11 protein-coding genes and 1 tRNA gene are annotated in these 12,696 nt (G+C 64.0%); 11 read left to right on the plus strand and 1 reads right to left on the minus strand.

All coding sequences use genetic code 11. The features are described 5' to 3' along the window. The first annotated feature begins 92 nt into the window (after positions 1 to 92). The 11 genes from AN189_RS13235 (at position 93) to AN189_RS13285 (ending at position 11,694) form a co-directional block, all read left to right on the plus strand. Positions 93 to 1,043 carry a carbohydrate ABC transporter permease gene (locus AN189_RS13235; RefSeq protein ID WP_056036670.1) on the plus strand — a complete coding sequence of 317 codons (951 nt, stop codon included), beginning with the start codon at positions 93 to 95 and terminating at the stop codon, positions 1,041 to 1,043. Next, on the plus strand, positions 1,043 to 1,891 hold the full coding sequence (locus AN189_RS13240; RefSeq protein WP_056036672.1) for a carbohydrate ABC transporter permease: 849 nt from the start codon (positions 1,043 to 1,045) through the stop codon (positions 1,889 to 1,891). Before AN189_RS13235 ends, AN189_RS13240 begins: the two co-directional genes overlap by 1 nt. After that, positions 1,891 to 3,969 carry an alpha-galactosidase gene (locus AN189_RS13245; RefSeq protein ID WP_056036674.1) on the plus strand — a complete coding sequence of 693 codons (2,079 nt, stop codon included), beginning with the start codon at positions 1,891 to 1,893 and terminating at the stop codon, positions 3,967 to 3,969. Before AN189_RS13240 ends, AN189_RS13245 begins: the two co-directional genes overlap by 1 nt. Then, positions 3,966 to 4,688 (plus strand): SDR family NAD(P)-dependent oxidoreductase, encoded by a 723-nt coding sequence (locus AN189_RS13250; RefSeq protein ID WP_056036676.1) that lies wholly within the window; start codon positions 3,966 to 3,968, stop codon positions 4,686 to 4,688. Before AN189_RS13245 ends, AN189_RS13250 begins: the two co-directional genes overlap by 4 nt. Next, positions 4,685 to 5,572 carry a 2-dehydro-3-deoxygalactonokinase gene (locus AN189_RS13255; protein WP_056036679.1) on the plus strand — a complete coding sequence of 296 codons (888 nt, stop codon included), beginning with the start codon at positions 4,685 to 4,687 and terminating at the stop codon, positions 5,570 to 5,572. The genes AN189_RS13250 and AN189_RS13255 overlap by 4 nt, the downstream gene beginning before the upstream one ends. Further along, positions 5,569 to 6,174 carry a 2-dehydro-3-deoxy-6-phosphogalactonate aldolase gene (locus tag AN189_RS13260; protein WP_056036681.1) on the plus strand — a complete coding sequence of 202 codons (606 nt, stop codon included), beginning with the start codon at positions 5,569 to 5,571 and terminating at the stop codon, positions 6,172 to 6,174. Before AN189_RS13255 ends, AN189_RS13260 begins: the two co-directional genes overlap by 4 nt. After that, entirely contained in the window at positions 6,171 to 6,998 is an 828-nt protein-coding gene (locus tag AN189_RS13265; RefSeq protein ID WP_056036683.1) for an SMP-30/gluconolactonase/LRE family protein, read from the plus strand. The genes AN189_RS13260 and AN189_RS13265 overlap by 4 nt, the downstream gene beginning before the upstream one ends. Before the next feature lie 46 nt (positions 6,999 to 7,044). Then, a complete protein-coding gene (locus AN189_RS13270) occupies positions 7,045 to 8,946 on the plus strand; it encodes a beta-galactosidase (RefSeq protein WP_056036688.1) in 1,902 nt (633 codons plus the stop codon). Beyond that, positions 8,931 to 9,914 (plus strand): aldose epimerase family protein, encoded by a 984-nt coding sequence (locus tag AN189_RS13275; RefSeq protein ID WP_253279620.1) that lies wholly within the window; start codon positions 8,931 to 8,933, stop codon positions 9,912 to 9,914. The genes AN189_RS13270 and AN189_RS13275 overlap by 16 nt, the downstream gene beginning before the upstream one ends. 67 nt (positions 9,915 to 9,981) lie before the next feature. Then, a tRNA-Met gene (locus tag AN189_RS13280) sits at positions 9,982 to 10,058 on the plus strand. A gap of 223 nt (positions 10,059 to 10,281) precedes the next feature. Continuing rightward, a complete protein-coding gene (locus tag AN189_RS13285; RefSeq protein WP_056036692.1) occupies positions 10,282 to 11,694 on the plus strand; it encodes an FAD-binding oxidoreductase in 1,413 nt (470 codons plus the stop codon). Here the strand turns inward: AN189_RS13285 and hemC are convergent. Then, a complete protein-coding gene (hemC, locus tag AN189_RS13290) occupies positions 11,691 to 12,629 on the minus strand; it encodes a hydroxymethylbilane synthase (protein ID WP_056036694.1) in 939 nt (312 codons plus the stop codon). The genes AN189_RS13285 and hemC overlap by 4 nt on opposite strands. Positions 12,630 to 12,696: the final 67 nt, after the last annotated feature.

Here is a 12,696-nt window from a genome sequence, read left to right on the forward strand (position 1 = left end):
ACGGCGCGGGCCAGCCCCGCGCCGTCAACCCATTCGCAAGCGGCGATTGCCGCCGTTTTCGCATGTGTTGAACAGGTCCAAAGGTGCCACCAATGGCCACAGCCCCCATCGTTCCCGACCGCCATCCCCCAGCCACGCGCGGGTGGTACAAGCGCAATGAAATTGCCCTGACGCCATGGTTGTTCCTGGCGCCCGCCATGCTGTTCTTTGCGGTCTACGTGATCGTGCCGATCGGCCAGTCGTTCTGGATTTCGTTCCACGAATGGGACGGTCTGGGCGAAAAGACCTGGGTCGGCATGGCCAATTACGACCGTCTGCTGGGCATCGGTGACCAGAACATCGACCGCAAGTTCGAGGTGTCGTTCTGGAACAACCTGCGCTGGTTGATCCTGTATCTGCTGGCGATTCCGCTGGGTCTGTTCATCGCGCTGTTCCTCAATCAGACGGTGACGGGCATCCGCCTGTACAAATCGCTGTTCTTCTTTCCTTTCGTCATCTCTCAGGTTGTTGTGGGCCTCGTGTTTTCGTGGTTCTACCTGCCGCGCGAAGGCCTGCTGAATGCCATTCTGGGGCTGGTCGGTGCGGGTCCGATCAATGTGCTGGGCGATCCGGACCTTGCGACATACGGCATCATTGCCGCAGGCCTGTGGCCGCAGACCGCCTATTGCATGATCCTGTATCTGACGGGTCTGAATTCCGTCGATCCCGAACAGGTCGAGGCAGCCCGTCTGGACGGCGCAAAGGGCTGGCGCATGCTGTGGTACGTGATCCTGCCACAGCTGAAACCCGCGACCTTTATCGCATTTGTCGTGACGATCATCGGTGCGCTGCGGTCGTTTGACCTGATCAGCGTGATGACCAACGGCGGCCCGTTCGGATCGACCCGCGTGCTGTCGTTCTACATGTTCGAGGAATCGCTGTCCGAATTCGGCTTCCGCATGGGATACGGTGCCGCTATCGCCGTCGTCCTGTTCTTTATCATGTTGTTTTTCATCGTCTATTTCCTGTGGTCGATGTACCGTGACGAACGGGGGGCACGCTAATGTTTCCGACACCTATCGCCAAACGGTCCCGCACCGCACAAATCGGCTATCAGGCGTTTTTGCCCGTAGCGTTGATCGTCTGGCTGTTGCCGCTGATTGCCGTGGCGCTGTTTTCGATCAAGCCTGACGCCGATTTCACCAACGGCAACTATTGGGGGTGGCCGTCGTCATTCGAGGGGTTCACCAACTACGGGCGCGTGTTCTTTGAATCGAACATGCCCCGCTATCTGCTCAATTCCCTGCTGATCACGATTCCCACCATGATCGGCGCAGTCGCGCTGTCAGCCATGGCGGGGTTCGCGCTGGGGATCTACAAGTTCCGTGGCAACCTGTTGCTGTTCTTTATCTTTATCGCGGGCAACTTCGTGCCGTTCCAGATCCTGATGGTACCGGTGCGCGACCTGACGATCAGCCTTGGGATGTATGACACGATCATGGGCCTGGTGCTGTTCCACGTCGCGTTCCAGACGGGATTCTGCACGCTGTTCATGCGCAATTTCATCCACGCCCTGCCCTATAGCCTGGTCGAGGCCGCACGGGTCGAAGGCGTGGCGGAATGGCGGATTTTCCTCTATGTGATCCTGCCCTTGATGAAACCCGCGCTGGCCGCCCTCGCCGTGCTGATCTTTACTTTCATCTGGAACGATTATTTCTGGGCCGTGGTGCTGACGCAGGGACCGGGCGCGCAGCCCGTCACGGCAGGTATCACCGAATTCAACAGCCAGTTCAGGGCCGCGTACCACTTGATGAGTGCGGGCAGCATCGTGGCGGCACTGCCGCCTGTGGTGATGTTCTTTCTGATGCAGAAACACTTTATCGCGGGTCTGACGCTTGGGGCGGTCAAATAATGACCCATTACCGACTGGACGACGACCGACAAACGCTGGTTCTGCATGTGCCTGCGACGGGTCTGCCGGCCTGCGTCTACTGGGGCGCACGCCTGCCGGATGCAGAAAACCTGACGGCGCTGACGGATGCGCTGCGCATCGACATGACCGGTGGATCGCTGGACGCCAATCCGGCGTTGACGCTGTGCCCGCAAACCGCCGATGCCTTTCCGGGGCAGCCGGGTCTGACGGTGCGCAGCGCGGACGGCAGTCCCTTGCGCCCTGTGTTCACCACGACGGCGGTCAGCGCCGATGACGGGCTGACGCTTGTCTGTGCTGACGGGGATCTGGGTCTGACGCTGACGTTCCATCTGCTGCTGGACGCAGGCACGCGAATGCTGGTGGCGCGCACCACGCTGGACAGTGCCACCCCGGTCCTGTGCGACTGGCTGGCGGCACCCGTGCTGCCTGCCCCGCAACTGGCGGACGAGGTGATCGATTTCGCAGGCCGCTGGTGCGACGAATTCCAGACCAACCGCACACCCTGGTCCCCCGGCATCCGCGCCCGCGACAATCGCACGGGGCGCACGGGGCACGAACATTTCCCCGCCTGCATCATGCCCGCGCGCGGCACGACAAATACCGCCGGTCAGGCCTGGGCCATCCACTATGGCTGGTCGGGCGGGCACAAGATGCTGGTCGAGGAATTGCAGGACGGGCGCCGTCAGGTGCAATTCGGCCATGCCTCGGGGCTGGACACGGCCCCTGCCACACGGTTTCAGACAGCACCCATCTACGCCACGTTTTCCAATAGCGGGTTCAACGGCTGCGCCAGCGCCTATCAACGCCACCTGCGCGACCGTGTGGTGACATGGCCCAAACCCGACACCCCGCGCCCGGTGCATTACAACTGCTGGGAAGCAATCTATTTCGACCACGATCTGCCCGCCCTCACCGCCATCGCTGACCGCGCCGCCGCCATCGGGGCAGAGCGTTTCGTGCTGGACGACGGCTGGTTCGGGCGACGCGACGACGACACCACCTCGCTGGGGGACTGGACCATTGATCCGCGCAAATATCCCGACGGGCTGACGCCGCTGATCGACCATATCGCAGCGCTCGGCATGACCTTCGGCATCTGGTTCGAACCAGAGATGATCAACGCCGACAGCGATCTGGCCCGCGCGCATCCCGACTGGATTTTGGGGCCGATGGACCAGCCGCTGGGCCGTCAGCAATACGTGCTGGATATGGCCAACCCTGCGGTGCGCGATCATCTGTTCATGCGGATTGACGCGGTGCTGGCGCACCACGCGGTCGATTACGTCAAATGGGACCACAACCGCGTGCTGCCCTATGCCCAGGCCGACCAGACCCGCGGCACCTATGACCTGCTGGACCGTCTGCGCGCGGCCCATCCGGGGGTCGAGATCGAATCCTGCGCATCGGGCGGCGGACGTATCGATTTTGGCGTCATGCAGCGCACCCAGCGGGTCTGGCTGTCGGACTGCAACGACGCGCTGGAACGGCTGCGGATCCAGCATGATGCAGCCCTGTTTCTGCCGGCAGCCGTCACTGGCAGTCACGTCGGCCCGCGCAAATGCCACACGACCGGGCGGATCCACGACATCGCCTTTCGTGGCTGGGTCGCCGCACAGCGTCACATGGGGTTCGAAATGGACCCGCGCGAATTGACCGACCAAGAGGCCGCAACGCTGACCCGCATCACGAACTGGTTCAAGGCAAACCGCGACTGGATGCGCCACGCCGACATCCTGCGGCTGGACAGCACCGATCCTGCGGTGATCGCCGAACAGCAACTGTCCGCCCGCGGTGACCGTTTCGTGGTCTTTGCCGGCAAGGCCGCGACCAGCAGCCAGATCGCGCCGCGACCGCTGCGCCTGACCGGCCTTGATGCTGACGCGACCTACCGTGTGCAGATCGTCAACCCAGAGGATCTGTCCACCCTGTCACGCGGGACGCCCGCACTCAAAAGCGGGCCGGTCACACTTTCGGGGCGCGCCCTGATGGAAGCCGGGCTCGCCCTGCCCTATGCTGTGCCCGACAGCATGTGGGTCCTGCAAGGAGAACGCCTATGACCGCGAAATTCCCGGAACTGGCAGGCCGTGGCATCGTGATTACCGGCGGCGCATCCGGTATCGGTGACGCCTATGTGCGGGTCTTTGCCGCGCAGGGGATGCGGGTCACGTCGCTGGATATCGCGGACCCGGCCGATGCCGTGGACGGGGTCACCTACCTGCGTTGCGACATCACCGACACGGCCGCACTTCAGGCTGCGATCGCGCAGGCTGGCCCGCTGCATTGCCTGCTGAACAACGCCGCCAACGATCAGCGCATGGCGCTGGATGACGTCACGCAGGACATGTGGGACGGGATGATCGCGGTGAACCTGCAACCCTATTTCTTTGCCGCCCAAGCGGCCGCGCGGGTGATGTCAGAGGGGGCGTCGATCATCAACATGTCGTCCGGGTCCGTGCAGATCGCCAGTGGTGGCATGACCCCCTATGTCACCGCAAACGCGGGCATTATCGGCCTGTCACGCGCATTGGCACGCGAGCTGGGACCGCGCGGCATCCGCGTCAATTCGATCCTGCCGGGCTGGGTGCTGACGGACAAGCAGCTGGAAAAATGGGTAACACCCGAGGCGCTGGCCGATTTCATGGAACGTCAATGCCTCAAGGCGCATCTGGCCCCCGAGGATCTGTGCGGCACGGCGCTGTTTCTGGCGTCCGACCTCAGCCGCATGATGACGGGGCAGGCCCTGTGCGTGGACGGCGGGCTGGCGTTCACATCATGACCATTTCACCTGTCTGGATCGCCGTTGACTGGGGGACGTCCAACCTGCGGGTCTGGGCCATGTCCGACAGTGGCAGCGTGTTGGCCGAGGCGACCAGTGACGAAGGCATGGGCACCTTGGATCAGGCGGGCTTTGGCCCTGCGCTGGACCGCCTGTGCGCGGATTGGGACCCGGCCCCGGTCATCGCCTGCGGCATGGTCGGATCGCGTCAGGGCTGGGCCGAGGCCCCCTATACCGCCGTGCCTTGCATGCCACTTTCTGCCGGTTTCGCCACCACGCAAAGCAGCCGGCTGCGCGTCAACATCATTCCCGGGTTGAAACAGGCCAGCCCCGCCGATGTGATGCGCGGCGAGGAAACGCAGATTGCAGGATTTCTGGCGCAGAACCCGCGCTGGGATGGTGTGATCTGCCTGCCCGGCACCCATACGAAATGGGTCCACATCAGCGCGGACGAGGTCGTCAGCTTTCAGACCTGCATGACCGGCGACATGTTCGCGGCGCTGACCGGGCACACCGTGTTGCGTCATTCCTGCGGGGATGGCTGGGACGATGACGGATTTGCCACTGGTTTGGACGACGGCCTGTCCCGGCCGGAACGTCTGGCCGCCCGCATGTTCACACTGCGCGCCGAAGGCCTGTTGAACGGGTTGCCGCAGGCACAGGCCCGCGCGCGTCTGTCCGGCCTGCTGATTGGCGCAGAGCTGGCCGCAACCAAACCCTATTGGCTGGGTCAGCAGGTCGCCGTGATCGGCGCGGGCGCGCTGTCCCATCTGTATGTCACGGCATTGTCGACGCAGGGCGTTGCCGCCACACAGGTCAACGCCGAACGCGCCACGCTGACCGGCCTGACGGCCGCCTATCGTCTCTGGAAGGAAACCGCATGACCCGTCCCCTGATCGCCATTTTGCGCGGTGTCACACCGCCCGAGGCCGCGGCTGTCTGCGAGGCCTGCATCGACGCGGGCATCACCTGGGTCGAGGTGCCACTGAATTCACCAGAGCCCTTTGCCAGCATCCAGGCCATGACAGAGGCGCATGGCGATCGGGCGGTCATCGGTGCAGGCACCGTTTTGTCGCCCGAGGACGTCAAGCGCGTCAAACAGGCCGGTGGCCGCCTGATCGTGTCGCCCAACTGCGATGCGCGCGTGATCGCGGCGACCAAGGCCGAAGGCATGTCGAGCTGGCCCGGCGTCATGACACCGACGGAATGTTTCACTGCATTAAAGGCCGGCGCCGACGGGCTGAAGATTTTTCCGGCCAGCCTGATCGGACCTGCGGGGATCAAGGCGATGCGCGCGGTCCTGCCAGCCGAAACCCCGGTCTATGCCGTCGGCGGCGCGGGGCCTGAAAACTTTGGCGAATGGATGGCCGGGGGGGCCGATGGATTCGGGATCGGCTCTGCGCTCTATCAACCCGGAATGACCGCAGCAGAGGTCGGCAGTCGCGCACAGGCCATCGTGGCCGCCTACGATCAGGCCGCAGCATGATCCATGACGGCAGCCTTTGTGCATTGGGTGAAGGTCCCCTGTGGCACCCCGAACGGCAACAGCTGTTCTGGTTCGATATTCTGAACAAGCGTCTGCATACCAAGGGTCAATCCTGGGATTTTCCCGACCATGTCAGTGCCGCAGGCTGGGTTGACCGCGATACCTTGCTGATCGCCTCTGCGCGTGCGCTGCACCGTTTCGACATCGCCACAGGCGCCGACGTGATCCTGACCAACCTCGAGGATGACCGCGCCCATACCCGGTCCAACGACGGACGTGCTGACCCGCAGGGCGGGTTCTGGATCGGCACGATGGGTCTGGATGCGGAACCCGGTGCCGGGTCGATCTGGCGGTTCTACCGCAACGAGCTGCGCTGTCTGTTCGCCGACATCACCATCTCGAATTCCATCTGTTTTGCGCCTGACGGCCAAACGGCCTATTTCACCGACACACCGACGCAACAGATCATGGCTGTCGATCTGGATGCAGCGGGCTGGCCACAGGGCAGTCCGCGCGTGCACATCGACCTTCGGGGGACCGATCTGAACCCGGACGGGTCGGTCGTGGACAGCGCAGGCAACCTGTTTTCAGCGCAATGGGGTGCAGGCCGGGTCGCGGTCTATGACCCAAAGGGGCAGTTCATCGAGGCCTTTGCCGTGCCGGGACGTCATGCGTCCTGTCCGGCCTTTGGCGGTCCGGACATGCAGACGCTGTTCGTCACGACAGCGCGACAGGGCATCGATGATCCCGACGACGATCAAGGTCGCACCTATGCGATCGACACATCCTACACAGGCCAACGGGAACACCGCGTCATCCTGTGACGCGTCCCCCGTTCCGACAATTTCAAAATACGACAAAGGGTCCGACATGAACCGCACATTGGGCGTCTGCTATTACCCGGAACACTGGCCAGAAACACAGTGGGCATCCGACGCGGCCCGCATGGTCGCCGCAGGCCTGACCTGGGTGCGGATCGGTGAATTTGCGTGGCAGCGGATCGAACCCGCCCCCGGCAGGTTCGACTGGGACTGGCTGGATCGCGCCGTGGCGGTACTGGGCGACGCCGGGCTAAAGGTCGTGATGGGCACGCCGACCGCGACGCCGCCCCGCTGGCTGGTGGACCAGATGCCCGACATGCTGGCCGTCGATGCGCAGGGCCGACCGCGCAAGTTCGGATCGCGCAGGCACTACGATTTCAGCTACCTGCCCTATCGTGACGCCTGCCGTCGCATCGCGCGGCTGATGGGCGAACGCTATGGCCGCAACCCGCATGTCGCCGCCTGGCAGATCGACAACGAATACGATTGTCACGACACCTGCCTGTCCTATTCCGATGCCGCGCGCGCCGGGTTTCAGGACTGGCTTGCACAGAAATACCAATCCACCGACGCGCTGAACCGTGCCTGGGGCAATGTGTTCTGGTCGATGGACTACGACAGTTTTGACCAGATCGATCTGCCCAATCTGACGGTCACCGAACCAAACCCCAGTCATGTGCTGGATTTCCGCCGTTACAGTTCCGATCAGGTGGTCGCGTTCAATCGCGTGCAGGTGGATGTGCTGCGCGACCTCACCGATACGCCGCTGATCCACAACTACATGGGCCGCACCCTGACCTTTGATCACTATGCGGTCGGGGCCGATCTGGATATCGCCAGCTGGGATAGTTACCCCATCGGATTTCTTTCCGACCGGATCGAGGGGACCGAGGCCGAAAAGCAGGCATTCCTGCGTCAGGGCCACCCCGACAATCAGGCGTTCCACCACGACCTATACCGTGCCGTCGGCAAGGGGCGGTTGTGGGTGATGGAACAGCAACCCGGCCCGGTAAACTGGGCCCCCTACAACCCGGCCCCCCTGCCCGGCATGGTTCGCCTGTGGTCATGGGAGGCATTCGCCCATGGCGCAGAGGCCGTCTGCTATTTCCGCTGGCGGCAGGCTCCGTTTGCGCAGGAACAGATGCACGCAGGACTGTTGCGCCCCGATGACGCGGATGCTCCCGGACTGGCCGAGGCGCGTCAGGTGGCCGATGAGCTGGCACATCTGCCGGACGTCAGCGCGGGCAAGGCACCCGTGGCCCTTGTGTTCGATTATGAAAGCGCATGGGCCTGGGATGCCCAGCCGCAGGGTGCGGATTTCGAGATGTTCCGCCTTGCCTTTTCGGCCTACCGCGCACTGCGCAAACTGGGGCTGAGCATCGACATTCTGCCCCCCGATTGCGCGGATCTGTCCGCCTACAAACTGGTGCTGGCCCCCGGTCTGCTGACCCTGTCGGACAATCTGCGCGACGCGCTCGCCCGGTTCACGGGCGTGGCCTTGATCGGCCCGCGCACGGATGTGAAAACCGCTGATCTGACGATCCCAAATCCGATGGGACCCAATCTGCCCGGCACCGATGTGACCGTCACCCTGACCGAGAGCATCCCGCCCTCGGACGCGATCGCACTGGAGGGCGGCGGCACGTTCCGCCACTGGTTCGAGGCCCTCTCAGGCACCGCCACCGTTCACCACCGCACCGCCGATGGGCACCCCGCAATCATGGGCGGCGAGCATCTGCGCTATCTGGCAGGTTGGCCCTCGGATGAGACATTTGTCGATATCCTGCGCACCTCCTGCGCAGAGGTCGGCGTCGCGACACAGGATATGCCCGGCGGCCTGCGGCTGCGTGAAACGCCAGAGGCAACATTCGCCTTCAACTACGGCGCGGACCCCGTCGAATGGCAGGGTCAGACAATTCCCGCCGCAGGTGTCGCATGGGTGAAACGATGAACCCGTTCGGCACGACAAGGGCGGGCGAGGATGTCCACGTCCTGACGCTGGCGCAGGGTGATCTGCGCGTCGATCTGCTGACCTTTGGCGCGCGCTTGCAGGACGTGCGGCTGGCCGGTGTCCCGCACAGCCTGACGCTGATGTCCGACAGGCTGTCCGACTACGAGGGGCCGATGCCATACCACGGCGCATTGGTGGGTCCTGTCGCAAACCGCATCGGCGCTGGTCGTGTGACGCTGGACGGCATGATGTATGAACTGGAACGCAACCAGGACGGTCGCATGACGCTGCATTCGGGCAGCGACGGTATCCATGCCCGTGTCTGGCAGGTCATCGACCACGCACCGGACGCGGCGACCCTGCAGCTGACCTTGCAGGACGGCGATTGCGGATTGCCCGGCCAGCGCGTCATCACTGCCCGGTTCACGATCACAGCACCCGCGACCCTGTCCATGGACCTGACAGGCACTTCGGACGAATTGACCCTGATGAACATCGCGAACCATTCGATGTGGAACATGGACGGCAGCCGCACCTGGGAGGGCCACTGCCTCGGGATCGCGGCCGAACACTATCTGCCGACCGACAACGACAACCTCGTTACAGGAGAGATCGCCCCCGTGGCCGGCACCGGCATGGATTTTCGCACAGCGCGCGCGCCCCTGCCGGGTGATCCGATGCTGGACCACAACTTTTGCCTGTCGGACCGGCCAACGGCCCTGCGCGATGTGGTGACGCTGACCGGGAAAAGCGGTCTGCGCATGACGCTGGCAACCGATCGCACGGGCGTGCAGGTGTTCGACAATCACGTAGGCCTACGCCCCGGGGCCGCCCCCTACGAGGGCTTCGCACTCGAGGCGCAGGATTGGCCAGACGCGCCGGCACACCGCGATTTTCCGTCTGTCCTGCTCAAACCGGATGCCCCCTATCGCCAGACAACGACCTGGCGCTTTGACCGGACGGAATAACCGCGCGAAATGCGCAAATTCGGTTTGACACCCCGGCGCAATGGGCCTAGTTCAGCGCCCGTGGTGAGGCGCGGTAGCTCAGTTGGTTAGAGCGATCGACTCATAATCGATAGGTCGGGAGTTCAAGTCTCCCCCACGCCACCACCCTTCCAAACCGTAACATCGCCTGCGCCCTGCATGCGCGAAGTGCCGACCGTGGGCGTTGGCTGCGCAAGCCACCCCTGGTCGGGAGTTCAAGCCTCCCCCACGCCACCACCCTTTTCAAACATGAGCCACGCCTGTGCCAGCCGGTGCGCTTGGACCTATCACTGTCAGCAACAGGTTTTGCGGCTTGCACAGCGGCTGCGCCGTGGTCACACTTTGTGGCATGGATATTCTTGCAGCACTGCGAACCGAACTGGGTGAAGGCGCCGTCCTCACTGGCGACTCCATGGCACCCTGGTGCCACGATTGGACAGGTGGCTACACCAGCGCGCCCCTTGCCGTGGTCCGGCCCCGCGATACCGCAGGCGTCAGCGCGGTGATGCGGGCGGCGCAGGCCTCGGGCACGGGAGTCGTGCCGATTTCCGGCAACACCGGCCTGAACGGCGGTGCGGCAACGCAGGGCGGCCTGTTGCTGTCGCTGGACAGGATGAAAACGATCCGCGCGATCAACGCCACCGCGCGCAGCGCCGTGGTCGATGCGGGTGTGATTCTCTCGCAGATGCACGATGCGGCCGCGGCGCATGACCTGATCTTTCCGCTGACCTTTGGCGCGCGCGGGTCAGCGATGATCGGCGGGGTGTTGTCGACCAACGCGGGCGGATCGAACGTGCTGCGCTACGGCAATACGCGGGATCTGGTGCTGGGGATCGAAGCCGTGCTGCCGGACGGCCGCGTGATGGACCTGATGGGACATCTGCACAAGGACAACACCGGCCTGAACCTCAAGCATCTGATGATCGGGGCCGAGGGCACGCTGGGCATCATCACCGCGGCCGTGCTGCGCCTGTTTCCCAAACCCCGCGCCTATGCCACCGCTATGGTCGCACTGAACGATCTGGGGCCGGCACTGGACCTGCTGAACCGCGTGCAGGACGCGAGCCGCGGCGCTGTCGAGGCCTTTGAATTCATGCCCGACACCTATATCGACGGGCATCTTGCCATCAGACCCGACGCAAGACCCCCGTTCGACCGGCGCTATCCGGTGAACATCCTGATCGAGCTGGGGGCCACGGCCGCGCAGGACACCACGCCGCTGCCCGACGGCACCGTGCCGATCACCAACCTGCTGGAGGACATTCTGGGCCAGATGATCGCGGATGGCACCGTGCTGGATGCCCATGTCGCCGCATCCGAGGCGCAGCGCCGGGACATGTGGGCCCGCCGGGAGGCCGCTGGCGAAATCGGGTTCCGCAAACGGCCATTGGTGGACACCGACGTGGCCGTCGGCCTGACCGACGTGGATGCCTTCTTGCGCCACGTCCGGGCGGGTCTGTTGGCACTGGACCCTGGCGCCACCGATTGGGCCGTGTCACATCTGGGTGACGGCAACGTCCATTATGTCGCCTATCCCAGCCGCGACGACCCCGCGTTGATCCACGCGATCCGCGCCATGGTCGATGCCGTGACGGCGGACCTGAACGGGTCGTTCAGTGCAGAACACGGCATCGGCCTGTCCAAACGCGTCAGCATGGCCCGACACAAGGACCCCGCCGCACTGGATGCGATGCGCGCGATCAAGGCAGCGCTTGACCCACGCGGGATCATGAATCCGGGTAAAATGCTGCCCGACGCCTAGTCAAAGAAACCGTCGCCCGCCTCTGCCAGCAGTTTTGCCGCCATGTCGCGGCCCATGTCGGGGCCCTGTTCGACCCAGCCTGTCGCGACCTCGGTCAGCACGCGGCTGCCGTCATGGCGCAGGATTTCGCCGCGCAGATGCAAGGTGTCGCCGTCCAGTTCGGCCAGCCCCCCGATCGGGGTTTCACAAGACCCGTCCAGCCCCGCCAGCAGCGCCCGTTCGGCAGCCAGACGGTGGCCCGTGGGCGCGTCATGGATCGCAGCCAGCATACGGGCGGCCCTGTCGTCACCGATGCGGCGTTCGATGCCGATGGCGCCTTGTGCAATCGCGGGCAGCATGTCGTCCGGCGAAATCGGGACATAGGGCACATCGGCCATGCCCAACCGATTCAGACCGGCCGTCGCAAGGAATGTCGCATCCGCGACGCCATCTGCCAGTTTTTGCAGGCGGGTCTGCACGTTGCCGCGGAATTCGACCACTTGCAGGTGCGGAAACCGCGCCGCCAGCTGCGCGCGGCGACGCGTGGATGACGTGCCCACGACCGCACCACCCGGCATTTCGGCCAATGACCGGTATTTCAACGAGACAAAGGCATCGCGAACATCTTCGCGCGGCAGGTAGCAGTCCATCACCAGCCCGTCAGGCTGACGGGTCGGCATGTCCTTGGTCGAATGCACCGCGATGTCGATATCGCCGGCCAGCAGCGCCTCTTCGATTTCGCGGGTAAACAGACCCTTGCCGTCGATTTCGCGCAGCGGCTTGTCCAGGATCTGGTCACCGGTGACCTTGATCACCGTGATTTCAAAGGCCTCCTGCGGCAGGTCAAAGGCAACCGAGAGGCGTGCGCGCGTCTCATGCGCCTGTGCCAGCGCCAGCGGCGAACCGCGGGTGCCGATCTTGAAGGGAGCGTCGGGTGTGGGCATGTTTTCTGTCATAAGTGTTTGTTAGCGGTGTCACGTTCGCTTGACAACGGCAGGTGTCACGTTGGATCAAAACCCCAGA

The sequence above is a fragment of the Loktanella sp. 3ANDIMAR09 genome (genome assembly GCF_001420005.1).
Taxonomy (GTDB): Bacteria; Pseudomonadota; Alphaproteobacteria; order Rhodobacterales; family Rhodobacteraceae; genus Loktanella.

Coding starts and splice junctions, on each gene's coding strand:
- AN189_RS13275 (WP_253279620.1), top strand. CDS start 8,931: ATGGGTGAAACGATGAACCCGTTCGGCACGACAAGGGCGGGCGAGGAT.
- AN189_RS13265 (WP_056036683.1), top strand. CDS start 6,171: ATGATCCATGACGGCAGCCTTTGTGCATTGGGTGAAGGTCCCCTGTGG.
- AN189_RS13270 (WP_056036688.1), top strand. CDS start 7,045: ATGAACCGCACATTGGGCGTCTGCTATTACCCGGAACACTGGCCAGAA.
- hemC (WP_056036694.1), bottom strand. CDS start 12,629: ATGACAGAAAACATGCCCACACCCGACGCTCCCTTCAAGATCGGCACC.
- AN189_RS13250 (WP_056036676.1), top strand. CDS start 3,966: ATGACCGCGAAATTCCCGGAACTGGCAGGCCGTGGCATCGTGATTACC.
- AN189_RS13285 (WP_056036692.1), top strand. CDS start 10,282: ATGGATATTCTTGCAGCACTGCGAACCGAACTGGGTGAAGGCGCCGTC.
- AN189_RS13245 (WP_056036674.1), top strand. CDS start 1,891: ATGACCCATTACCGACTGGACGACGACCGACAAACGCTGGTTCTGCAT.
- AN189_RS13240 (WP_056036672.1), top strand. CDS start 1,043: ATGTTTCCGACACCTATCGCCAAACGGTCCCGCACCGCACAAATCGGC.
- AN189_RS13235 (WP_056036670.1), top strand. CDS start 93: ATGGCCACAGCCCCCATCGTTCCCGACCGCCATCCCCCAGCCACGCGC.
- AN189_RS13255 (WP_056036679.1), top strand. CDS start 4,685: ATGACCATTTCACCTGTCTGGATCGCCGTTGACTGGGGGACGTCCAAC.
- AN189_RS13260 (WP_056036681.1), top strand. CDS start 5,569: ATGACCCGTCCCCTGATCGCCATTTTGCGCGGTGTCACACCGCCCGAG.